This is a genomic window from Rhodococcus kronopolitis, from assembly GCF_042654025.1.
Taxonomy (GTDB): Bacteria; Actinomycetota; Actinomycetes; order Mycobacteriales; family Mycobacteriaceae; genus Rhodococcus_G; species Rhodococcus_G kronopolitis.
On sequence record NZ_JBHSFO010000012.1, the window covers coordinates 13163 to 34090 of the forward strand.

At 69.2% G+C, this 20928-nt stretch carries 21 protein-coding genes; 14 read left to right on the plus strand and 7 right to left on the minus strand.

Annotated features, from left to right (window positions below; genetic code table 11):
* Positions 1 to 35 precede the first annotated feature (35 nt).
* From ACFO6S_RS17105 to ACFO6S_RS17115, 3 genes are all read left to right on the plus strand, one after another.
* Positions 36 to 179 carry a hypothetical protein gene (locus ACFO6S_RS17105; RefSeq protein WP_378419022.1) on the plus strand — a complete coding sequence of 48 codons (144 nt, stop codon included), beginning with the start codon at positions 36 to 38 and terminating at the stop codon, positions 177 to 179.
* A gap of 139 nt (positions 180 to 318) precedes the next feature.
* A complete protein-coding gene (locus ACFO6S_RS17110) occupies positions 319 to 1155 on the plus strand; it encodes an SDR family oxidoreductase (RefSeq protein WP_378419024.1) in 837 nt (278 codons plus the stop codon).
* Between the two features lie 239 nt (positions 1156 to 1394).
* Positions 1395 to 2792 carry an Ig-like domain-containing protein gene (locus ACFO6S_RS17115; protein ID WP_378419026.1) on the plus strand — a complete coding sequence of 466 codons (1398 nt, stop codon included), beginning with the start codon at positions 1395 to 1397 and terminating at the stop codon, positions 2790 to 2792.
* 70 nt (positions 2793 to 2862) lie between these two features.
* Here ACFO6S_RS17115 and ACFO6S_RS17120 read toward each other — a convergent pair whose 3' ends face one another.
* Together ACFO6S_RS17120 and ACFO6S_RS17125 are read right to left on the minus strand one after the other, a co-directional pair.
* Positions 2863 to 3546 (minus strand): ABC transporter ATP-binding protein, encoded by a 684-nt coding sequence (locus tag ACFO6S_RS17120; protein WP_378419028.1) that lies wholly within the window; start codon positions 3544 to 3546, stop codon positions 2863 to 2865.
* 34 nt (positions 3547 to 3580) lie between these two features.
* Positions 3581 to 4648: an ABC transporter permease gene (locus ACFO6S_RS17125; protein WP_378419029.1), complete on the minus strand. Its 1068-nt coding sequence runs from the start codon at positions 4646 to 4648 to the stop codon at positions 3581 to 3583.
* A 127-nt stretch (positions 4649 to 4775) separates the two neighbouring features.
* Between ACFO6S_RS17125 and ACFO6S_RS17130 the strand changes: the two genes are divergently transcribed.
* The 3 genes from ACFO6S_RS17130 (at position 4776) to arcA (ending at position 7922) form a co-directional block, all read left to right on the plus strand.
* Complete coding sequence (locus ACFO6S_RS17130; protein ID WP_378419031.1) at positions 4776 to 6011, plus strand: sensor histidine kinase; 1236 nt, start codon at positions 4776 to 4778, stop codon at positions 6009 to 6011.
* 11 nt (positions 6012 to 6022) lie between these two features.
* Positions 6023 to 6643: a response regulator gene (locus ACFO6S_RS17135; protein ID WP_465269196.1), complete on the plus strand. Its 621-nt coding sequence runs from the start codon at positions 6023 to 6025 to the stop codon at positions 6641 to 6643.
* A 61-nt stretch (positions 6644 to 6704) separates the two neighbouring features.
* Entirely contained in the window at positions 6705 to 7922 is a 1218-nt protein-coding gene (gene arcA, locus ACFO6S_RS17140; RefSeq protein WP_378419034.1) for an arginine deiminase, read from the plus strand.
* A gap of 70 nt (positions 7923 to 7992) precedes the next feature.
* On the opposite strand, the gene arsC is transcribed toward arcA, so the two are convergent.
* The 3 genes from arsC to ACFO6S_RS17155 all read right to left on the minus strand — a co-directional run bounded on the left by arsC (position 7993) and on the right by ACFO6S_RS17155 (position 10754).
* The gene (gene arsC, locus ACFO6S_RS17145; RefSeq protein ID WP_378419036.1) at positions 7993 to 8367 is read right to left on the minus strand and encodes an arsenate reductase (glutaredoxin); all 375 of its coding nucleotides are present in this window, start codon (positions 8365 to 8367) and stop codon (positions 7993 to 7995) included.
* A gap of 36 nt (positions 8368 to 8403) precedes the next feature.
* On the minus strand, positions 8404 to 9786 hold the full coding sequence (locus ACFO6S_RS17150) for a spinster family MFS transporter (RefSeq protein WP_378419038.1): 1383 nt from the start codon (positions 9784 to 9786) through the stop codon (positions 8404 to 8406).
* Positions 9787 to 9878: 92 nt separating this feature from the next.
* Positions 9879 to 10754: an SGNH/GDSL hydrolase family protein gene (locus ACFO6S_RS17155; RefSeq protein WP_378419452.1), complete on the minus strand. Its 876-nt coding sequence runs from the start codon at positions 10752 to 10754 to the stop codon at positions 9879 to 9881.
* A gap of 208 nt (positions 10755 to 10962) precedes the next feature.
* Here ACFO6S_RS17155 and ACFO6S_RS17160 point away from each other — a divergent pair, with 208 nt between their 5' ends.
* Positions 10963 to 12174, plus strand: a complete 1212-nt coding sequence (locus ACFO6S_RS17160; protein ID WP_378419040.1) for a PucR family transcriptional regulator — start codon at positions 10963 to 10965, stop codon at positions 12172 to 12174.
* On the opposite strand, the gene ACFO6S_RS17165 is transcribed toward ACFO6S_RS17160, so the two are convergent.
* Positions 12171 to 12785 (minus strand): TetR/AcrR family transcriptional regulator, encoded by a 615-nt coding sequence (locus ACFO6S_RS17165; protein WP_378419042.1) that lies wholly within the window; start codon positions 12783 to 12785, stop codon positions 12171 to 12173. The genes ACFO6S_RS17160 and ACFO6S_RS17165 overlap by 4 nt on opposite strands.
* A gap of 161 nt (positions 12786 to 12946) precedes the next feature.
* Here ACFO6S_RS17165 and ACFO6S_RS17170 point away from each other — a divergent pair, with 161 nt between their 5' ends.
* The 6 genes from ACFO6S_RS17170 to ACFO6S_RS17195 all read left to right on the plus strand — a co-directional run bounded on the left by ACFO6S_RS17170 (position 12947) and on the right by ACFO6S_RS17195 (position 18181).
* Positions 12947 to 13897, plus strand: a complete 951-nt coding sequence (locus tag ACFO6S_RS17170; RefSeq protein WP_378419043.1) for a metal-dependent hydrolase — start codon at positions 12947 to 12949, stop codon at positions 13895 to 13897.
* Positions 13897 to 15057, plus strand: a complete 1161-nt coding sequence (locus tag ACFO6S_RS17175; RefSeq protein WP_378419045.1) for a hypothetical protein — start codon at positions 13897 to 13899, stop codon at positions 15055 to 15057. The genes ACFO6S_RS17170 and ACFO6S_RS17175 overlap by 1 nt, the downstream gene beginning before the upstream one ends.
* A gap of 75 nt (positions 15058 to 15132) precedes the next feature.
* On the plus strand, positions 15133 to 15561 hold the full coding sequence (locus tag ACFO6S_RS17180) for a nuclear transport factor 2 family protein (protein WP_378419047.1): 429 nt from the start codon (positions 15133 to 15135) through the stop codon (positions 15559 to 15561).
* Positions 15562 to 15588: 27 nt separating this feature from the next.
* Positions 15589 to 15948: a GntR family transcriptional regulator gene (locus ACFO6S_RS17185; RefSeq protein ID WP_378419049.1), complete on the plus strand. Its 360-nt coding sequence runs from the start codon at positions 15589 to 15591 to the stop codon at positions 15946 to 15948.
* A 104-nt stretch (positions 15949 to 16052) separates the two neighbouring features.
* The gene (locus ACFO6S_RS17190; protein ID WP_378419050.1) at positions 16053 to 16481 is read left to right on the plus strand and encodes a DoxX family protein; all 429 of its coding nucleotides are present in this window, start codon (positions 16053 to 16055) and stop codon (positions 16479 to 16481) included.
* An 83-nt stretch (positions 16482 to 16564) separates the two neighbouring features.
* Positions 16565 to 18181, plus strand: coding sequence for a BCCT family transporter (locus ACFO6S_RS17195; RefSeq protein WP_378419052.1), 1617 nt, complete (start codon positions 16565 to 16567; stop codon positions 18179 to 18181).
* Between the two features lie 41 nt (positions 18182 to 18222).
* Here the strand turns inward: ACFO6S_RS17195 and ACFO6S_RS17200 are convergent, their stop codons facing one another.
* On the minus strand, positions 18223 to 19755 hold the full coding sequence (locus tag ACFO6S_RS17200) for a dolichyl-phosphate-mannose--protein mannosyltransferase (RefSeq protein WP_378419453.1): 1533 nt from the start codon (positions 19753 to 19755) through the stop codon (positions 18223 to 18225).
* Positions 19756 to 19805: 50 nt separating this feature from the next.
* Between ACFO6S_RS17200 and rsmI the strand changes: the two genes are divergently transcribed.
* Complete coding sequence (gene rsmI / locus ACFO6S_RS17205) at positions 19806 to 20636, plus strand: 16S rRNA (cytidine(1402)-2'-O)-methyltransferase (RefSeq protein ID WP_378419054.1); 831 nt, start codon at positions 19806 to 19808, stop codon at positions 20634 to 20636.
* Positions 20637 to 20928 lie beyond the last annotated feature (292 nt).

The following is a 20928-nucleotide window of genomic DNA, read 5'->3' on the forward strand; positions in this document are numbered from 1 at the left end:
GGAAGTCGGGCACACTGTGTGATATGGAGCACAGGATGAGTGACACCGAATTGCGCACGGCGATTCGCACGTTGCGCGAACGTGCCGACGAGGCCCGCAGCCACGACGACGCCAAGACCGCCGACACCATCGAGAAGACGATCCACGAGTACCAGGAAGAGATGTCGACCCGACTGTAAGTCGGTGTGCCCGAGCCGATCCGATGAGCCGACCGGTTGGGCTGTCGTGCTGCGTGTCCGGCCGGGTGAATCCCGGTCGGCCCCTGCCTACGTGCGTAGACTCCGCTTGACGAGCAGGGCGACGGGCAGGGGACTCACGGTGAAGGATCTGCGGGGCAAGCGGTGCTTGATCACCGGCGCGGGTAGTGGCATCGGCCGCGCCACGGCGCTGGCCTCGGCGCGGGAGGGCGCCGACCTGTTCCTCACCGACATCAATGCCGAGGGGCTCGCGGAGACGGTCGAGATGGTCGCCAGGGCGGGCGGTCGGATTGTCGAGTTCCGGGACCTCGACGTGTCCGACTATGACGCGGTCGTCGCCTGGGGTGCGGAACTGCACGATGCCCACGGCAGCATGGACGTGGTGATGAACGTGGCCGGCATCTCGGCCTGGGGCACGGTGGAGAACCTCGAGCACCGGCACTGGAAGTCGATGGTCGACGTCAACCTGATGGGGCCGATCCACGTGATCGAGACCTTCGTGCCGCCGATGGTGCGCGCCGGTCGGGGCGGTCACCTCGTGAACGTCTCGTCGGCCGCCGGCCTGCTGGCACTGCCCTGGCATGCCGCCTACAGCGCCAGCAAGTTCGGGCTGCGCGGGGTCTCGGAGGTGCTTCGCTTCGACCTCAAGCGTCACGACATCGGCGTCAGCCTGGTGGTTCCGGGCGGGGTGAAGACACCGTTGGTCGGCACTGTGCAGATCGCAGGCGTGGACCGCGAGGACCCGCGCGCCCAGAAGTTGTTGCACCGGTTCGAGAAGCGCGCGGTCACGCCCGAGAAGGTGGCGGACTGCATCGTCCGCGGTATCAAGAAGCGCCGCTACCTCGTGTACACCTCCAACGACATCCGCTTCGGATACTGGTGGGCACGTAAGTTTGCGCCGCCGTACGAGTTCGCGATGCAGAAGGCCAACGACTACTTCAGCAAGTTCCTGGACTGACACTCGGCGGATTCCGGCGTCGGTCGGCGTGTCGCCTGGACACGTCGCACAAGCGTCCAATTTCTTCTTCGAAACCGGCATCGGCGACGGTGTCCGCGTGGTCTACTACTGCTCGATTAGGCGCACCCGTCGAGGCTCGGTGCCCGCCGACCACCCGATGGGCGAGTCGAAATCGATGACAAGGACACGGGCTGCCCGGTGCGTGATGCGGGTGCCCGCCACAGCTGGGGAGGATATGCATGTCGGGTAGTTTTGTGCGTAACGGGGTCGCGACGGTAGGTGCGTTCGCGATCGCCGCCGGTTTCGTGGTGGTTTCAGGTGCGGGCCTGGCGGGCGCGGCGCCGGAGACGGTCAACTTCACGGACGGCGGCAACAGCCTCACCCGAACCGTGAACAACACGACGCCGGCCGAGGGCGAGACGGTGACCGTCGCGACCACGATCACCGGTGTCGGCACCGTCGACTGGTTCGAGGACAACCGCCCGACCTGCCTGACCTACAAGCCGAACACCGCCAGGGTCGGCGGGCTACCGGTACCGGTGGCGAGCGTCGGTGCCGGTCTGATCCGGGTCGCAGGAGCCTGGGACGCGGCGACCTCGCCGGTGTTCTCGTTCGAGTACCTGGTACAGGCGAACTGCACCCGCGACGTGGTGCAGACCACCGGGATGAAGTACGGATCCGGAGGTGCGACGGGCAGCTTCGTGACCCAGGGTCCGTCGGTCACCGTGCCCAAGAACGCGACCACCACCGTGCTGAGCCCGATCGCGCCCGGCGCGGCAGGCACCGCCATCAAGATGGATGCCCAGGTGCTCGGTGGCCACGACGGCGAACTCGTGAGGTTCTTCTCGGGTACCACCCTGCTCGGGTCCGCGCCGCTCGCCGCGGGCAAGGCTTCGTACACGTGGACCCCGGCCGCCTCGCAGGCCGGAGATCACCAGATCACCGCGACCTTCGTCGCGTCGCCGCTCGCGCTGGAGTCGTCCTCGGCTGCGCAGACCCTGACGGTTGCCCCGGGCAACCAGACCACGAAGACCACCGTGACCGTTCCGGTCCAGGGCACGGTCAACACCGACGTGCTCCTCGAGGCGCAGGTCGAGCCGTTCCCCGGTGCCGGCACGGTGACGTTCAAGGCGGGCACCGCCGAACTCGGGACCGTCGATGTCGGCCCCGACGGCAAGGCCAGCCTGGTCCAGGTCTTCACGGTCACCGGCAACAAGTCGATCACCGCGGTGTTCTCCGGCGCTCCCGGCTTCACCGCCTCCACCTCGCCGGCCCAGGTCGTGAGGATCTCCGAGCCCGGCGCGACGGATGTCGCGACCACGGTCACGCTCGGCATCCCGGCCCAGGCCGAGCAGGGCAAGGTCGTCTTCCTGACTGCGAACGTGTCCCCGATGCCGGATGCCGGCACGGTGCGCTTCTACAGCGGCGAGGAGCCGCTCGGCAACCCGACCCGGCTCGCCAGCGGGCGTGCCACCCAGACCTACACCTTCACCACGCTCGGACACAAGGAGATTCGCGCGGTGTACACCGGCGCGGTCGGGTTCCTGGGGTCGGACGTGACGGGCGGCATCGAGGTGATCGAGCCCCTTCCGCCGAGCACCAGTGGATCGCTCGGCAACCTCTTCGGTTCCTCGTAGGCACCTAGGAACGCACACGGCGCCCCGTCCCGGTCGATCAGACCGGGGCGGGGCGCCGTCGTCGGTGCGGTCAGGCCGGCACGCGGGCCAGGGTGAGCCTTCCGCTGTGCATCTCGTACACGTCGTCGACGAGGTCCAGCTGACCGAGGTCGTGGGTGACCATCACGATCGCCACGTCGCGGTCCCGGCTCAGCTCCGCCAGCAACCGAACGATCTCGCGGCTGCGGTCCTCGTCCAGCGCGGACGTCGGCTCGTCCACCAGCAGCACCGACGGGTCGTTCATCAGGCTGCGGGCGATCGCCACCCGCTGACGCTGGCCGCCGGAGAGCTGGTGCGGTCGCCGGTCCAGTTCCTTCTCCAGGCCCAGCGAGGCCAGCAGGTCCCGGGCCCGCTGCCGCTGGCCGCGAACCCGGCCGCCGCCGAGGTGGGTGATCATCAGCAACTGCTCGGTCGCGGTCAACGACGCCAGCAGGTTGGACTGCTGGAAGACGAAGCCGAGCTGTTCGCGGCGGACCGTGGTCCGCTCGGCGCGGCCCAGGCCGGTGACGTCGGTGCCGTCGATGTGCACGGTGCCGGACTCGGGCGTGATGAGCAGGCCGGCGACGGCGAGCAGGCTCGACTTGCCGGACCCGGACGGCCCGGTGACCGCGACGAGTTTGCTGCGGTCGACGGTGAAGTTGACGGTGTCCAGCGCACGCAGGCGGGTGTCGCCGTCGGGATAGGTGAGGACGGCGTCGGTGAGGGTGAGGCTCATCTTGACTCCTTCAATTCGCTTGGTGGAGTGGTCGTTACCGGGCCGAGCTCAGCGCGGTCAGGGGGTCTACGGAGACGATCCGGGTCAGCGCGGCGGCGGCACCGAGCATGCCGAGGCCGACCAGCGCGAAGAACGGCAGCAGCGTGCCGGACACGGTGAGCGTGAACGGGACTGCCTGTGAGGCGACCGTGCCGAGGCCCACCGCGGCGAGCGTGCCGAGGCCGGCGCCGAGGGTGAGGACGACCAGCGACTGGCCGAGGGCGTCCCGCAGCAGGTAACCGGTGGATGCCCCGACGGCCTTGAGCACCGCCAGGTCCTGTCCGCGCTGGATGGTCCAGATGGTGAAGAACGCGCCGACCACCAGGGCGCTGACGATCAGCAGCATGACCTGCATGAGCAGCAGCGAACTGTGCTCCGAGGCGTAGCCGCCGATCGCGTTGATCGCACCGGACTCGTCGGTGATCGAGGTGTCGGTGGCACTCGCCGCGGAGCCGGCGTCGAAACCGCCGGAGGTGCGCAGGGCGATGACATTGCCCTCGTTGCCGCCCGCGGTGGGCAGCGCACGCCAGTCGGACTGCTCGAGCCAGACCACCGGCTGGTGGCTGTAGAAGGAATCGTCGACCAGGGCGACGACGGTGAACGGGTGTCCGCTCATCTCCACGGAGTCGCCGACGCTCCAGCCGTTGTCCTGCGCGAACGACCGGTCCACCGCGACCTGGCCCGACGTCAGCGGGACCGGTGCGGCGAACGAGTCACCCGCCACGCCGAAGGCGCTGGCGCTGACGTCATGGCCGCCGGCGGTGATCCGGGCGGGCGCGATGCCGATCAGCGCGGTGTCGTCGACGCCGGCCGTCGTCGCCAGCGACTGCTGCTGCCGCGCCGTGACCTGGGAGTCACTGAACGAGAGTGACTGACCCTCGGCGGGAACGCCGAAGGCGAAGTGGTTCGCGTCGAGGTTCTTGATCGCCGCGATCGACTGGTTGCCCAGTCCGGCGGTGAGCCCGGACAGCATGACCACCATCAGGGAGATGAGGAAGAGCACGGTGCTCATCAGAGCGAACCGGCCCTTGGCGAATCGGAGGTCACGAAGGCTGAGGAACATGGTCTCCATGTTGGTCGCGCGGCCACCGTCGCCGCATCGCGCGCACGGTGGGTGCGGCACTCAATCGAAAGTAGGAGTCGCCGGTCGGGGCCGGTCAGCGCGCCGCGGCGGTGTTAGCGTGGATGCAATGCAGCACTTGGATCCCCGGCCCGACGGCGTCACGACGCCGGGGCCGCACATCGACGGCAGCCCGGCGCCGGTGCTGCGAGTCATGACACTCGGAGCGCACACGCTGTTCGTGCTGTTGCTCGCGGTCGGCGTCGCGCGCTGCCTGGCGGACGGGCCGGTGGCGGCCGTGGTGCTCGCAGGCGTCGTCCTCGGTTGGTACCTGCTGGGGGTGTGGTTCGCCCGGATGTCCGCGGCCGCCACCGGTCGGGACTGGTACGGCCAGTTCTGGCTGGGGGTGCTGGTGCTGGGCTGGCTCGTCCTTGCCGTGGTGAGCGTCAACTTCGTCTGGGTGGCGTTCGCCCTGTACTTCCTGTGCTTTCACGTGCTCACCACACGGGTCGCGGTGGCCGCGACGGTGGCGATCAACGCGGTCGTGATCGCGGCCTCGCTCTGGCACGGGGGGACCAACGTGGTGGCCACGTTCCTGGGCCCGACCTTCGGTGCGGCGGCGGCCGCCGGGATGGCACTGGTCTACCAGCAGTTGCTCCGCGACGCCGCACAGCGACGCCGACTGTTCGACGAACTGACCCGTTCGCACGCCGAACTGCTCGACGCGCAGGACGAACTGGCGGCGTTGCAGCGCGAGGCCGGCGCCGTCGACGAACGGGCCCGACTGGCCCGCGACATCCACGACACCCTGGCCCAGGGCTTCTCCTCGATCGTGCTGCTGGCCCGGGCCGGAGGGCGCAGCGAGGATCCCGCCCCGATCCTCGCGCAGATCGCGGCGACGGCCCAGGAGAACCTCGGCGAGGCGCGTCGGGTGGTCGCCGCACTCACCCCGTCGGCGCTCGACGACGCCTCGCTGGAGTCGGCGCTGCGACGACTGCTCGCCGAACTGGGCGAGCACACCGGGATCGTCGGCGAACTGGTGGTGGACGGCGAACCCGCGCGGCTGCCGATGGACTACGACGTGGCGCTGCTGCGGGTGGCGCAGAGCGCGCTGGCGAATGTGCGCCTGCACTCGCAGGCCCGGCAGGTGCGGGTGACGCTGAGCTACGCCCCCGACGAGGTCCGGCTGGATGTGGTCGACGACGGAATCGGGTTCGAGCCGGACGGCGAGTTCACCCCCGCCTCCTTCGGACTGCGGTCGATGCGCGAGCGCCTCGACTCGTTCGGCGGCTCGCTGGTGGTCGAGTCGGCGCCGGGTGACGGAACCGCCCTGGCGGCAACACTTCCCACAGGACGGGTGTCATGAGCGCCGCGGCCGTGTTGCGAATCCTGCTCGTCGACGACCATCCCGTCGTGCGGGCGGGCCTGCGTGCCCTGCTGTCCTCGCACGAGGGTCTGGACGTGGTGGCCGAGGCGTCGTCCGGGGAGCAGGCGCTGGAGCTGGTCGCGTCGCTGCGGCCCGACGTGGTGCTGATGGACCTGCGGCTCGGGGCGGGCATCGACGGTGCGCAGGCCACCGCGGCCATCACGGCCCGGCCCGACCCGCCGCGGGTGGTGGTGCTGACGACCTACGAGACCGACGCCGACATCCTGCGCGCGGTGGAGGCCGGGGCCGCGGGCTACCTCCTCAAGGACAGCGACCCGCAGGTGCTGGTGGACGCGGTGTGGGCGGCGTCGCGCGGTGAGACGGTGCTCAATCCCGATGTGGCGCAACGGCTGTACCGGCAGATCCGATCGCCGCGGGTGGACCTGAGCGCCCGCGAGACGCAGATCGTCGGGCTCGTCGCCCAGGGGCTGTCGAACCGTGCCATCGCCAAGGAGCTCTTCGTTACCGAGGCGACGGTGAAATCGCACCTGGTGCATGCGTTCTCGAAGCTCGGGGTGGACAGCCGGACCGCCGCGGTGGCGGCCGCCCGCGAGCGCGGACTGATCGAGTAGCGGGTCCCGCCCGCCGTCGCTGCCCGTGCGCGGGGAGCCGCCGCGCACTACCGTCGGAGCAATGACGAGCGAGCAGGGGACGGCGCTGGGGGTCAACTCCGAGGTGGGCACCCTGCGGACGGTGCTGCTGCACCGTCCCGGCGGGGAGCTCAAGCGTCTGACCCCGCGCAACAACGACCAGCTGCTCTTCGACGGGTTGCCGTGGGTGGACCGCGCCCAGGACGAGCACGACGCGTTCGCCGCCCTGCTGCGCTCGCGGGGAGTGGAGGTGCTGCTGCTCTCGGACCTGCTCGCGGAGGCGCTGACGATCAGTGGGGCGGCGCGCATGCAGGGCATCTCCGCGGCCGTCGACCCGCGCCGGCTCGGGCACGTACTGGCCCAGGAGCTGGCTTCGTACCTGCGGACCGTCGGGCCGGATGCGCTCGCGACCCTGCTCACCGCGGGTATGACGTTCGACGAGCTGCCGATCGGTCCGGCGGGCGCCTCCCTGGTCCGGCGGATGCACCACGGCGGGGACTTCGTGATCGAGCCGCTCCCGAACCTGCTCTTCACCAGGGACTCGTCGTTCTGGATCGGTGACCGGGTCGCGATCACCGCGCTGGCGCTGCCGGCCCGGGCCCGGGAGGCCTCGCTGACCGACCTGATCTACGCGCACCACCCGCGTTTCCTGGGCGTGCGGCGGGCCTACGAGTCGCACACCGCGCCGGTCGAGGGCGGCGACGTGCTGTTGCTCTCGCCCGGCGTGGTCGCGGTCGGGGTGGGGGAGCGGACCACGCCGGCGGGGGCGGAGGCGTTGGCGCGCAGCGTGTTCGAGGACGAACTCGCGCACACAGTGCTGGTGGTCCCGATCGAGCAACGGCGGGCGTCGATGCACCTGGACACCGTGTGCACGATGGTCGACGTGGACGCGGTGGTGATGTACCCGGCGATCGCGCACACCCTGACCGCCTTCACGATTCGCCGCGAGGACGACGGTGTCAGCATTCGCGGTGCGGAGCCGTTCCTGGAGGCGGCGGCCGCGGCGATGGGCATCGGGAAGCTACGGGTGATCGACACCGGCCTCGACCACGTCACGGCCGAGCGTGAGCAGTGGGACGACGGCAACAACACCCTCGCCCTGGCGCCGGGCGTGGTGGTCGCCTACGAGCGCAACGTCGAGACCAACGCCCGGCTGGAGGCGTCGGGCATCGAGGTGCTCCGGATCGCCGGATCCGAGCTCGGCTCCGGCCGCGGCGGCCCGCGCTGTATGTCCTGCCCGGTCCGTCGCGACCCGCTGTAGGCAGCTCCGCTGCTCGTGCGCGGTTGACGGGTCGGGGGACCCGTCGACCGCGCACGAGTGCCGAAGGCGCCTACAGGATGGTGGAGACCGAGGCCGCCGGCCGGGCCAGGACGGTGCCCTTGTCGGTGACGACGATCGGGCGCTCGATCAGGATCGGGTTCTCGGTCATCGCGTCGAGCAGCTCGTCCTCGCTGGCCTGGGCGAGGCCGAGTTCGGTGTAGACGGCCTCCTTCCGGCGGATCGCCTGGCTGGGCTTTAGCCCGGCGTCGTCGAGGAGCTTGCGCAGGCCGTCGCGCGAGGGCGGGGTGTCGAGGTACTTGACGATCGTCGGCTCGATGCCTGCGTCCTCGATCAGCTTGAGCACCGTGCGCGAGGTGCTGCACCGCTGGTTGTGGTAGATCGTCGCGTGCGGGGGTGTCGTGTCAGCTGTCGCCATGTCAGCCATTGTGCCCCCGGTCCGCTCGACCGGCTGACGGCGACCTCAGCGTCCCTCCAGCGTCAGGCGCATGCGGGTCGCGTCCGCTGCGACCGTTCGGGTGGCCAGGAAGACGAAGACGGCGGTGAGCGCCAGCATGATCGGCACCAGGTACATCGCCGAGTTCAGTCCCTCACCCGCGTACTGGGCCAGGGTTCCGGTACCCGCCGAGTCGAGCGCGCGTTCGGCGAACCAGTCGGAGATGGCGCCCACCACGACCGGTCCCGAGAAGCCGCCTAGCAGGTACATCGCGGCAAAGAACAAGGCGGTCGCGGTGGCGCGCAGCGGCGGTACCACCACGTCGTGGATGGTGGGATAGACGCTGATGTAGAACGCGTAGGCCAACAACCAGCCGGCGGCGAAGAAGGCGGTGAAGGCGACGACGCTCCGCCCGTTCTGCATCAGGGCGAGGGCGGTCAACGGAGCCGCCGCGGCGCAACTGAAGACCCCGATCATGAGCCGGGCATTCGGCGACCTGGTCGAGGCGCGGTCCGCCAGTCTGGCGCCCGCCACCAGTCCGACGAGGCCGGTCAACCCGACGATGATTCCGGTGACCGCGGCGGCGGGTGTCAACTTCAGCTCGTACTGGCGCATGAGCAGCGGCACCACGAACGAGTTCACGGCGTACGCGGCGAAGTTGAAGGTCAGCCCCGCGAGGATCAGCCAGCGTAGCGTCGGGATCGACAGCAGCCGGCGGATCGGTCGCGTGACCGGGGCGGCACCGGTGGGAGCTGCGCCGGTGACGGAGAGGTGTTCGGAGCCCCCGCGCTCGGGGTCCCGCATCCGATACAGGACGACGGCGAGCACCACGCCGGGCACGGCCGCGACGAAGAAGGGCGCCCGCCAGGAGTCGAAGGCCTCGGTGATCTTGCCGACGGTGAAGAACGCCAGCATGAGACCGAGCGGCAGCCCGAGCATGAAGATGCCCAGTGCGCGAGATCGCCGCTCCGCCGGGTACATGTCGCCGATCATCGAGTTCGCGGCCGGGGTGAAGCTCGCCTCGCCGATGCCCACGCCGAGCCGGGCCAGGATGAAGAGCAGGTAGCTGCCCGCCGCGCCGGTCGCCGCGGTCAACCCGCTCCACATCAGCAGGCCCACGCCGATGATCTTCGGCCTGTTGCCGGTGTCGGCGAGCCGGCCGAGCGGTAGGCCCGCGATCGCGTAGACCAGGGTGAAGGCCGACATGACGAGGCCGAGTTGCAGGTCGCTGAGGGAGAACTCGGCCTTGATGGGTTCGGCGACCACGGAGGGGATCGAGCGGTCGAAGAAGTTCACCAGGTTGGCCAGGAAGAGCGCGACCAGCGCTCCGCTGACGACATTGGTCGTGGTGGCCGACGGTGGTGACGCGGGCAGCGTCAACGGTGGCGCGGCGGATTCGTGCACGGACATGGGGCCTCGCAGATTCGGTGAGAGCGGGTCGGAAACCTGTTCTGTCGCAGGCATTGCCGTGCGAGAACAAGTCTTGGTTCAGGACTGGTGCATCAGCGCAGTTGTGCTGCTACGTGTGAGCCGATCGCCTGCATTCCGGGCACCGTCGGGTGCAGCGGTACGGCAGGCTCGGTCGGGACGAGGCCGGTGTAGGCGGACTGCCCGTGCGCCGCGCAGATGTCGCGACCCGACGTGGTCTGTGTGATGTCGACGAACCGGATGCCGCGTCGGGTGGCCTCGGCTTCCATCGCGGCGTTGGCGTCGGTCATCACGCTCTGCAGGTAGTCGGCGTCCTGCGACCAGATCGGTTGCTGCGCGGGGCATCCGCCCGGTCGCAGGTAGGTGCCGTAACCCACCACCGCGATCTCCGCGTGCGGCGCCCGCTCCCGGACCTGGTCGAGCATCGCTCCCCAGGTCGGCGCCCAGTCCGCGATCTGGTCCCGCTGCTGGTTGCGTCCGCCGGCGTTGAACTTGTCGCGGCAGGACGACCCGTTCGGTTGTGGCAGCGGGTTGACGCAGCTCAGGGCGGTGGCGAAGAGGTTGAAGTCGTTGGCGCCGATGGTGACGGTGACCAGGTCGGTGTCCGGGCTCAAGGCGTCGAGCTGAGGAGCCGCCGCGCCGGAGAAGGTGCGCTGCGGGGTGTTCGTGATGTTGGTGGTCCTCGCCGACGAGCAACTGACGTCGGTGAGCGTTGCGCCCAACTCCGCCGCCACCACGGCGGGATAGTTCAGGTGCGACCGCAGGCACCCGGGCGCGCTCATGTCCTGGTCGGGAAGCAGTGGGCCGGCAGCGGCGGAGTCGCCGATCGCCACATAGTCGATCCGGCCGGTATCAAGGGGCGCGGCGCCGGCATTGCCGGCGGCCGCGGCCGCCAGCAGGCACAGGGCGGCGGCGGCAGAGGCCCCCGACCTGGTGGCACGGCTGATCATCTGAGTCACCGAGGCTCCTTCTCTCGTGAGCCGCTCCGTTTCGGGTGCACCGTTTGTGCATCCGAGAGTGGCGTGGATTACATATTGATCGGGAAACTGCAGGTGGTCGTTGTAGATTGCGACCAACAATCGGGGGTTTTTTGTGTCTGAGAGCAAAGCGGACCGAGAGGGTTCCATTTCGATCGGCGGTCGGTCGCTGGCAGACCAGTTGGCGCAGCGGACTCACTCGCTGGTCGCCGAGACCGTCCGAGCGATCCGGACCGACGTTCCCTTCTACCGGTCACTGCCGGAGGAGGCGATCCGCAACGACGTCACCGCGATCGTCCGGCGCAACCTCGAGCTGTTCATCGCCATGCTCAGGACGGCGCGGGAGCCGACGCCCTCGGAGGTGGCGGACCTGCGGGTCTCGGCCGGGCACCGGGCGGAGGAGTTGGTGCCCATGGCCGAGATCCTGCATGCGTACCACCTCGGCGTCCAGCAGTGGTGGGCGTCGATCGCAGGGCTGGCCGGTGGCGGTGACGGTCCGGCACTCGCGCGGGCGGGGCAGTTGCTGCACGTCTACCTGCTCGCCGCGACGTCTGCGGTGGTGGCGGGGTATGGGTCGGACCATGCGCTGCCGAGCGAGGACGACGGCGCTCGACGGGCCCTCCTGATGGCGTTGTCCTCGGGCGCGGACCCGGCGGGGGCGGCCGACCGGGTCGGTCTCACCCTCGCTCGGCTCTACTGGGTGGTTGCGCTGCACGTGGACCCGCACCCGGACGAGGCGGCCGCGGGGGTGGATACCGCGGTCGCCGAGCGGCGCAAGGTCCGGCGGCTCCAGCGCGAACTCGACAACGTCGGCCGCGACAAGGCGCTGTGTGCGGTGACCGGCAGCGGCGGAACGGTGCTCATCCCGATCGTCGATTCCGAACCGACCGAGGACAATTGGTCCGACAGTCCGCAGTACGTCGTCTTGCGCCGGAATCTGCTGGACCTGGAACGCGCGATCGGTGCCGCCGTCGTCACCGCGGTCTCCGCCGCCGCGCCCACCCGGATCCCCGGTGCGCTCATGGAGGCCAGGGAGGTGCTCGAGGTAGCGCGCCGTCACGGGCGTCGGACGGGCCTGTTCCGTCTCCAGGACGTACCGGTCGAGTATCAGCTGAGTAGGCCGAGTGCGGCACACTCGGTGTTGGCGGAGCTGTTGTCCCCGTTGGACTCCCACGAGTCGGTGCTCCGGACGCTCGAGGCCTACGTCGACGCGGGCTACGACCGCGGCGCCGCCGCGGCGGCACTACACGTGCACCCGAACACGGTCGTCTACCGGCTGCGCAAACTGGCGATGCTGACGGGGCTGGAGGTGGGCTCGCCCCGGGACCTGGTCCGGTTGACCGCGGCGCTGGCGGCGCGGCGCTGTGCCGGCGCGGAAACGCCACCGGCCTAGTCGGTTTCCGATCGCCCCGACTGGGCCATGATCGCCGTTCCCATCCAGCGGCGCAGATACCGCCGCAGATCGTCGTCGCTCCGTGGCGGATTGCCCGGAGAGATGAAGAACGACTGCATCGTTCGCAGCAGGTACTCGACGAGTTCGCCGAGGGACTCGTCGTCGTACCCGTGGCGCTCCCAGTCGACGTCGAAGCGTCTGATCATCGTCATTCCGAAGGCGCGTGCCTCGTCGGACGTGATGCCGTCGGGGTGGACGTCGGTGCCGGTGAGCAGGATGCCCAGATGCGGCGTGCGACGCACCTCGGCGAGCGTGAACACCACGCCCTCGGTCATCGCGCCGACGGGATCCTCCAGGTCGCGCACCTGCTGCGTGAGCCGATCGAGGAAGCCGGCGACCGAGGCAATCGCCGCGGCCCTCATCAGTGCGTCCGCGCTGGGGAAGTACCGGTACACCGTCTGACGGATGACCCCCAGCGACTCCGCAACGTCGGCGATGCTGATGGCCGAACCGGTTCGACCGATCACCTCGACGGCGGCGTCGACGATGCGCTGGGAGGCCTCGTCGTCATCGACCGGCGGTCGCCCACCCCATCCACGTCTGCGTGCCACCGGGCGGACGGTACCAGGGCTGCGACGCACGCAGGCGTGTGGCGCCGTGGATTCGGCGAAAGCAATCATACGCAACCGCACATATTTGTATGATCACGTCGAATGTGGCTTTCACCTGCCCTGACGGGGCTCGCACGCATCGACGAATCGAGGAATCGCGCATGACGGAACTGAAACCCCGGAAGATGGACTTCGGGTTCGAGGCCGAGGACGTCCCCTTCCTGTGGAACCCGGAGAACCCGGCGTGGTCGAGCATGTCCAACGCGGTCTCCTTCCTCGCGATCGGCTTCGAGAAGATGATCGTCAAGCTGATCCTGCAGGCGAAACCGCTGATCACCGATCCGGAGGTCGCGGCGGAGGCAGTCGCGTTCATGCGCCAGGAGGGCCACCACTCCACCGCGCACCGCCAGCACGTGAACGCGCTGATCCGGCGGTACCCCGGCCTGCAGAACACCCTCGACGCCGTGACCGGCGAGTTCGACCTCCTCACCGAGCGAACCTCGATCAACTACCGGCTGGCGTACACCGCCGACCTGGAGGCCACGTTCACCCCGGTGTTCAAACTGATGCTCGACAACGAGGCCACCCTGTTCCGGCCCGGCGACGACCGGGTCGCGTCCCTGTTCCTCTGGCACTTCGTCGAGGAGGTCGAGCACCGCAGTTCGGCGTTGATCATCTACAACTCGGTCGTCGGCAACGAGCTCTACCGGATGCGGATGGCCGCGTCGATCTTCGCGCACGTGATGAAGTCGATCCGGATTGCGTGTGCCGGTTTCAACCAGCACGTTCCGCTGTCCGAGCGGAAGGTCGACGCGATGTCGATGTTCGCCCGGCACCGGGCCAAGCAGAAGGTGCTCACCGCCTTCGCGCCGTACCTGACCAAGGGGCCGATGCCGCGCGCGTTCGACGGCCTGCCGATCAGTGAGCAGCTCACCGCCCTGTCCGGCGCCGTCCGCAGCCAGATGCCCGGGCACAAGCCCGAACACGAGAAACTGCCCGTCCTCGCCGACGAGTGGTTCACCCGCTACGACGCCGGCTATGACTGCACCCGCTGGTACACCGCGGACTCGCAGAAGCCCGAGGCCGAGCCGGTCTCCGCGGGGGCGAACTGATGTCGGACCACTGTTCGCCCACCTTCTCGGATCTCGCGACCCGCCTGGGCTTCTCGTGCGAGGAGGCTGGTGGGCTCGTCGAGGTGCGCAATCCGGCCGCGCTGGAGAACTGGACGCTGCCGGTGCTCGAGTGGATGATCGTGCTCGGGGCGGTGCTCGCGCTCGTGTACGCGATCCTGCGGCTGCGCAGGCACGGTGATCCCACGAACCTGGTGCTGTGGTTCGGCGCCACCGCGTTCCTGTTCGTCATCGAGCCGCCGATCTACTTCCCGGCGACCTTCGGCACCGAGGAATACCTGGGCACGATGTTCGCGCACAACGTGTTCACCGTGGACTTCCTGTGGGGCCGGCTACCGCTGTACATCGTCGCGATCTATCCGCTGATGGCGACGCTGGCGTTCGAGATCGTCCGCATGCTCGGGGTGTTCCGGCGCTACGGGGTGTTCCTCGGCGCGGTGTGCGTCGGCTTCGTCCACCATGCGTTCTACGAGATCTTCGATCAGCTCGGGCCGCAGTTGCGCTGGTGGGAGTGGACGCTCGACAACAAGGTCAACATGCCGTTCCTCGACTCGGTTCCGCTGCCGAGCGTCGTGGTGTTCGCGGCGCTGTGGCCGATGTCGTTGGCGCTGTGCGTCCAGTTCTTCGTCGGTCGGCACGTCGACGCGGGCCGACACTTCTCCGGGCTCGAACTGGTGTGGCGCACCGTGGTCATCGGTCTCACCGCCTCGGTCGGGGTGTTCGTACTCCCGCTCCCGGCGACCGTCTTCGGAATGGGCAGCGACACCGTCCGCGGGTTCCTGTACGCGGCCGAACTGGTCGCCGTCACGGTCGTCGCGATCCCGCTCCTGGCCCGCCAGTGGTCGCGGTTGCGAAGCTCCGCCGCCGACGTCCCGCCGTACTCGAACGACTTCGTCCGGACCTACGCCGTCGTGTACCTCGCGGTGATGGGCGTGCTGTGGGCCGCGGCGCTGCCCGACTTCTTCGGCGCCGTCGACGGCGTCACCGACGACGGCGACCCGATCGGCAACCTCTGGTACACGCTGGCCTGCTTCGCCGTCGCAATTCTCTCTGTGGCAGCGACATTCACCGTGCCGCGGGGGTCGTCCGACGAGCAGTCAGCGCCGGCGATCGGCGCGGATCCGGTGGCGCAAGCCACCTAGCAGGGCGCACCCGCACCCGTCCCGCACCGCGTGTTCTCCGGCGGCGCGGGGCGGGTGTGCGCTTTCATTGCCGGCATGGACTTGCAGATGCTCTCCGACAGGTTCGAGATCTCGGACCTGCTCACCCGCTACGCGCACGCCGTGGACACCAAGGACTGGGCGCTGTACCGGACCGTGTTCACCACGGACGCGGCCATCGACTACTCGGCCACCGGCGGCCCCAGCGGCGGGGTGGAGGAGGTGGCGGCGCAGTTGACGACCATGCTCGACCTGTTCACGCGGACCCAGCACTTCGTGTCCAACATCTCGGTCGAGTTCGACGGCGACAGCGCCCGGGTCCGCGCGATGTTCTTCAACCCGATGGTCGTCAAGCCGGGCAAGCAGTTCTTCTGCGGCGGTTGGTACAACCACGACCTGGTGCGCACGGCCGACGGGTGGCGCAGCCGCCGCCTGGTCGAGGACTCGGCCTGGTTCGAGGGACTCGAGCAGGCGTTCACGGACTGAACGGCCGGAGCCGCCTAGGCTCGCCGCATGCACATCGTCATCGACCCGGGTTCCGCGACGCCGCTCTACGAACAGCTGAAGCTCCGGGTGCTGGCCATGATCCGCGACGGCGACCTGATCGCAGGCACCAAGCTGCCGACGGTGCGGGCCTGGGCCGAGGAGCTGGGACTGGCGCCGCACACGGTGGCCCGGGCGTACAAGGAACTCGAGGCGGTCGGCGCGCTCGAGGCCCGCGGCCGTGCCGGCACCTTCGTGTCGTCGTCCGGCGACCCGACGCTGACGGCCGCGCAGCGGGCGGCGACCGAGTACGTCGCGACGATCCGCGAGCTCGGCCTCGGTGACGACCTCGCCGCGGAACTGGTGGCCGCCGCGATCCGAGGGGCGTGAGTTGGGCGGCGCGCCGGGAGCCGAACAAGGTTGACGCTTCAACCTGTGTGTGTCACGGTTGTCCTGCTTCCAGACTGTCCGCACACCCAGCAAAGGATCCGCACATGAAGTCGAGTGCCTTCCGAGACCTCGCTCTGCTCATTGCCCGCGTCGGGATCGGCGTGATCTTCGTCGCCCACGGTTGGCAGAAGTTCTTCACCAACGGCATCGAGAAGACCCAGGCCGGATTCGACGCGATGGGGGCGCCGATGCCCGACGTGTCGGCGATCGTGTCCGCCACCATCGAACTCGTCGGCGGGTTTGCGCTGATCGCAGGCATCGCCACCCCGATCGCCGGAATCCTGCTGTTCCTCAACATGGTCGGCGCCTTCTTCATCGTGCACGTCAACAACGGCATCTTCGTCACCGACGGTGGCTACGAACTGGTCCTCGCGCTCGGCGTCGGCTCGCTGCTGATCGCCGCGAGCGGTGCGGGTCGGCTGAGCATCGACGCGCTCCTCGGCGGCAAATTCGGTTCCAAGTCCGCCGTCTGACGAGGCAGGTGACGCGGCCGACTCACGACGGTTCGGCCGCGTCGGCTTGCAATTGCCCCGCAGGGCAAGCAACGTGACCTTGCATGGTGATGAATGCCGATCTACCCGAACAGGATTCTGACCCAAGGCCGACGGCGGGCGGGCCGGTCGTCGTCCGCACCGATTTCGTGGTCTTCGGCGCCACCGCCAGCATTGTCGCCGCGATCCTGATCTGGGGGCTGGTCGGTCCGGACAGCCTCGACCGGGTCACCGGATCCATGCTCGACTGGCTGGTCACCAACCTCGGCTGGTTGTTTGTCCTCGCCGCGACCGGCTTCGTCCTGTTCGCGCTCTGGTTGGCCATCAGTCCGTTCGGCCGGATCCCGCTCGGCAAGGACGGTGAGAAGCCGGAGTTCAAGACCGTCAGCTGGATCGCGATGATGTTCAGCGCCGGGATGGGCATCGGCCTGATGTTCTTCGGCGTCGCGGAACCGCTGGCGCACTTCGTCACCCCGCCGCCGGGCACCGACGGTGGGGTCGGCACCGCGATGGCGACCACCATGTTCCACTGGAGCCTGCACCCGTGGTCGACGTACGCGGTGGTCGGCCTCGCTTTGGCCTACGGCACCTACCGCCGCGGCCGCAAGCAGCTGTTCAGCTCGGCGTTCATCGCCCTGCTCGGCCGCCGCGCGGAGGGGCCGATCGGCAAGGTCATCGACATCCTCGCCATCTTCGCGACGATGTTCGGCACCGCGGCCTCCCTCGGACTGGGAGCCCTGCAGATCGGTTCCGGATTCGAGGTCACCGGCTGGCTCGAGGAGGCGGGCACGCTGCTGCTCGTCTCGATCGTCGCGGTGCTCACGCTGGCCTTCGTCGCCTCGGCCGTCTCCGGGGTGTCCAAGGGCATCCAGTGGCTCTCCAACATCAACATGGTGCTGGCGCTGGTGCTGGCGGTATTCGTGTTCGTGCTGGGGCCGACCGTCCTGATCCTCAACCTGATCCCGAACACCCTCGGTGCCTACGCCAGCCAGATCGCGGAGATGTCCGCGCGCACCGCGGCGTCCAGCAACCCGGAGACCGCCGAGTGGCTGTCCTCGTGGACGATCTTCTACTGGGCCTGGTGGATCTCCTGGACCCCGTTCGTCGGGATGTTCCTGGCCCGCATCAGTCGGGGCCGCACCATCCGCGAGTTCGTGGTCGGTGTGATCCTGGTGCCCAGCGTGGTCAGCCTGCTGTGGTTCTCGGTGTTCGGTGGTGCCGCCATCGGCGAACAGCGCGACGGCATCCCGCTCGCGGAGCGGGGCAGCTCGGAGTCCCAACTGTTCGGGATGCTGGACAACCTGCCGTTGGCAGGTGTCACGACGGTCCTGGTGATGATCCTGGTCGCGATCTTCTTCGTCTCCGGCGCGGATGCGGCGTCGATGGTGATGGGCTCGCTCTCCCAGCGCGGCACCCTGCAGCCGAGTCGGTGGGTGGTGGTGTTCTGGGGCATGTTGACCGGTGGCGTCGCGGCGCTGCTGCTGTGGACCGGCGGCGAGGACGCGTTGAACGGGCTGCAGACGATGACCATCATCGTCGCCGCGCCCTTCGTGCTGGTGATGATCGGTCTGTGCGTCTCGCTCTACCGGGACCTGTGCCACGACCCGATGATTCTCGAGGCCCGACGGGAGCGCCAGCGGCCGGCGCGGCGCCGCACCCGCGCGAAGCGGGTCGGTCACTAGCGGGTTCCGGCGGCCGTCGTGGGTTCAGCGCCGGCTGGATGTCAGCGCCAGCTGGGCAGCCACAGCTGCTGCTGCCACATCTCCGGAGTGATCGGGACGGCCGTCAGGATCGGCCAGAGCCAGACGAAGTTCGCGATCACCAGGCCCAGGTACAGCGAGACCGCGAGCATGCCGGTGCGTCGGCGTTCCAGGCTGGCTCGGGCGCTGCCGATCACCTCGCCGCACACCAGTGCCAGGCCCATCACCAGGAACGGGGCCAGCGCGACCGCGTAGAAGTAGTACATCTGCCGGTCCATGGTGACGAACCAGGGCAGGAAGCCTGCGCCGTAGCCGACCAGTACCGCGGCGTACCGCCAGTCCCGGCCGACGACGGAGCGCCACAGCGCCCAGCCCAGCATCGGCAGTGCCAGCCACCACATCGCCGGGGTGCCGATCAGCATCACCGCCTTCACGCAGCTGGCGGCGCCGCAGCCGGAGACCTGGTCGCCCTCGGCGAAGTAGTACAGCATCGGGCGCAGGCCCATCGGCCACGTCCACGGCTTGGACTCCCACGGATGGTGGTTGCCCGCCGAGTTGGTCAGGCCGGAGTGGAAGTCGAGCACGTTGGCGCTGTAGTACCAGAGCGAGCGCAGTGCCGCGGGGACGAACGAGAAGCTGCCGCCGATGCCGACCTGGTCGCCGACCGCGTGCCGGTCGACGCCGGTCTCCGAGGCGAACCACGCCCAGTAGGTGGCGAGGTAGACCAGGACCGGCACCACCACCAGCGCGTACAGTGCGGGGCCGACATCGCGGAGTGCGGTCCCGCGCCACGGGTGCCGGACGCCGTAGCGGCGTCGGGCCGCGACGTCGAAGGCCACGCTCATCAGGCCGAAGAACGCGATGAAGTACATCCCCGACCACTTGGTCCCGCAGGCGAGCCCGAGCATGATGCCGGCGCCGAACCGCCACCACCGGACCCCGAGTCGGGGGCCGTACCCGGTGACGCCGATCCGACCCTGTGCGTAGACCCGGGCCATTCGGGACCGGACCTCGTCCCGGTCCACGATCAGGGCGCCGAACGCGGCCACCACGAACAGGGCCATGAAGATGTCGAGCATCCCGAGCCGCGACGAGACGAAGGTGACCCCGTCCGCGATCAGCAGTAGCCCCGCGATGGCCCCGACCAGCGTGGACCGCGCCATCCGTCGCACGATCCGGATCACCAGCAGCACCAGCAGCGTGCCGGCGACGGCGGCGGAGAACCGCCAGCCCCAGCCGTTGTAGCCGAACAGTGCCTCGCCGACGGCGATCAACTGCTTGCCGACCGGCGGGTGGACCACGAGCCCGTAACCCGGGTTGTTCTCGATCCAGCCGCCGGTGAGCACCTGCCAGCCCTGCGGCGCGTAGTGCTTCTCGTCGAACACCGGGGTGCCGGCGTCGGTGGGGTAGCCGAGCATGGTGAACCGGGTGATGGCGGCGATCAGGGTGAGGAAGCCGGTGACCACCCAGCCGCGGAACCGGTCGGTCGGGCCGTGCTCGGGTTCGGGCATCAGGGGCGCGGGGGAGAGGTGACCACGGGGGTCGACGGAGGGCATGGGGCGCTCGTCGGTCAACTGGGTCACCAGACGATCGTAGGCTGTCGAACATGAATGGTTCCCTGGTCCTTGCCGCGACGCCGATGGGGGACGTCCGCGACGCCTCGGAGCGGTTGAAGGTTGCGCTGGCAACCGCCGACGTGGTGGCGGCCGAGGACACCCGGCGCACCCGGCAGCTCGCGTCGGCGCTCGGCGTCACCATCACCGGCAAGGTGGTCAGCTTCTACGACCAGGTCGAGACCGCCCGGCTGCCGCGGCTGGTCGCCGACGTCGAGGAGGGGCGGACGGTGCTGCTGGTCACGGATGCCGGGATGCCGTCGGTGAGTGATCCCGGGTACCGACTGGTGGCGGCGTGCGTGGCGCAGGACCTGCCGGTCACCTGCCTGCCGGGGCCGTCCGCGGTGACCACCGCGCTGGCGTTGTCGGGGCTGCCGGTCGAGCGCTTCTGCTTCGACGGGTTTCCGCCGCGCAAGCAGGGCCAGCGTCGGTCGTGGTTCGAGGCGCTGCGGACCGAGCCGCGGGCGTGCGTGTTCTTCGAGGCGCCGCACCGGATCGCGGACTGCCTGGCCGACGCGGTCGAGGTACTGGGTGGGGATCGTCGTGCGGCGGTGTGCCGCGAGCTGACCAAGACCTACGAGGAGGTCAAGCGCGGCACCCTGGCCGAGCTCGCCGAGTGGGCGGCCGACGGGGTGCGGGGTGAGATCACGGTGGTGCTCGAGGGCGCCACGGTGGTGGCTGCGGAACCGGAGGACCTCGTCGAGGCGGTCGAGCGGATGGTCGCCGGCGGCGAGCGACTCAAGGACGCGTGCGCCGTGGTGGCCACCGCGGGAGTGTCGAAGCGGGAACTCTACGAGGCCGTGCTGGCCGCGCGCCAGGACTAGTCAGCCCGCGGGGGACATCATCAGGATCAGTGCGACCGAGGCGGCCATCACCATGAGGGCGAGCAGGGTCGGCGGGACGCGGGTCGCGAGTTGGCTGGCGATTCTCATCATGGTGCGCTCCGTGCTTGAGAGGTCAATGCCTGGGTGAGACGAGCGACGGTCGCGGATCCGGCGGGAACTACCCCTCGAAATTGTCAGTCCCCGCCGGTGCCGCGTAGTTGACGCAAGCCCCCTGGCGTCGAGGACAACTGTGGTCGGTGCGGACCCAGGTGAACAACCGTCCTGTAGGTAA

Excerpts from the sequence above, each read along its gene's own strand:
- ACFO6S_RS17105 (WP_378419022.1), top strand. The coding sequence starts at position 36 with ATGAGTGACACCGAATTGCGCACGGCGATTCGCACGTTGCGCGAACGT.
- ACFO6S_RS17115 (WP_378419026.1), top strand. The coding sequence starts at position 1,395 with ATGTCGGGTAGTTTTGTGCGTAACGGGGTCGCGACGGTAGGTGCGTTC.
- ACFO6S_RS17120 (WP_378419028.1), bottom strand. The coding sequence starts at position 3,546 with ATGAGCCTCACCCTCACCGACGCCGTCCTCACCTATCCCGACGGCGAC.
- ACFO6S_RS17125 (WP_378419029.1), bottom strand. The coding sequence starts at position 4,648 with ATGTTCCTCAGCCTTCGTGACCTCCGATTCGCCAAGGGCCGGTTCGCT.
- ACFO6S_RS17130 (WP_378419031.1), top strand. The coding sequence starts at position 4,776 with ATGCAGCACTTGGATCCCCGGCCCGACGGCGTCACGACGCCGGGGCCG.
- arcA (WP_378419034.1), top strand. The coding sequence starts at position 6,705 with ATGACGAGCGAGCAGGGGACGGCGCTGGGGGTCAACTCCGAGGTGGGC.
- arsC (WP_378419036.1), bottom strand. The coding sequence starts at position 8,367 with ATGGCTGACATGGCGACAGCTGACACGACACCCCCGCACGCGACGATC.
- ACFO6S_RS17150 (WP_378419038.1), bottom strand. The coding sequence starts at position 9,786 with ATGTCCGTGCACGAATCCGCCGCGCCACCGTTGACGCTGCCCGCGTCA.
- ACFO6S_RS17155 (WP_378419452.1), bottom strand. The coding sequence starts at position 10,754 with ATGATCAGCCGTGCCACCAGGTCGGGGGCCTCTGCCGCCGCCGCCCTG.
- ACFO6S_RS17170 (WP_378419043.1), top strand. The coding sequence starts at position 12,947 with ATGACGGAACTGAAACCCCGGAAGATGGACTTCGGGTTCGAGGCCGAG.
- ACFO6S_RS17175 (WP_378419045.1), top strand. The coding sequence starts at position 13,897 with ATGTCGGACCACTGTTCGCCCACCTTCTCGGATCTCGCGACCCGCCTG.
- ACFO6S_RS17180 (WP_378419047.1), top strand. The coding sequence starts at position 15,133 with ATGGACTTGCAGATGCTCTCCGACAGGTTCGAGATCTCGGACCTGCTC.
- ACFO6S_RS17185 (WP_378419049.1), top strand. The coding sequence starts at position 15,589 with ATGCACATCGTCATCGACCCGGGTTCCGCGACGCCGCTCTACGAACAG.
- ACFO6S_RS17190 (WP_378419050.1), top strand. The coding sequence starts at position 16,053 with ATGAAGTCGAGTGCCTTCCGAGACCTCGCTCTGCTCATTGCCCGCGTC.
- ACFO6S_RS17195 (WP_378419052.1), top strand. The coding sequence starts at position 16,565 with ATGGTGATGAATGCCGATCTACCCGAACAGGATTCTGACCCAAGGCCG.
- ACFO6S_RS17200 (WP_378419453.1), bottom strand. The coding sequence starts at position 19,755 with ATGCCCTCCGTCGACCCCCGTGGTCACCTCTCCCCCGCGCCCCTGATG.
- rsmI (WP_378419054.1), top strand. The coding sequence starts at position 19,806 with ATGAATGGTTCCCTGGTCCTTGCCGCGACGCCGATGGGGGACGTCCGC.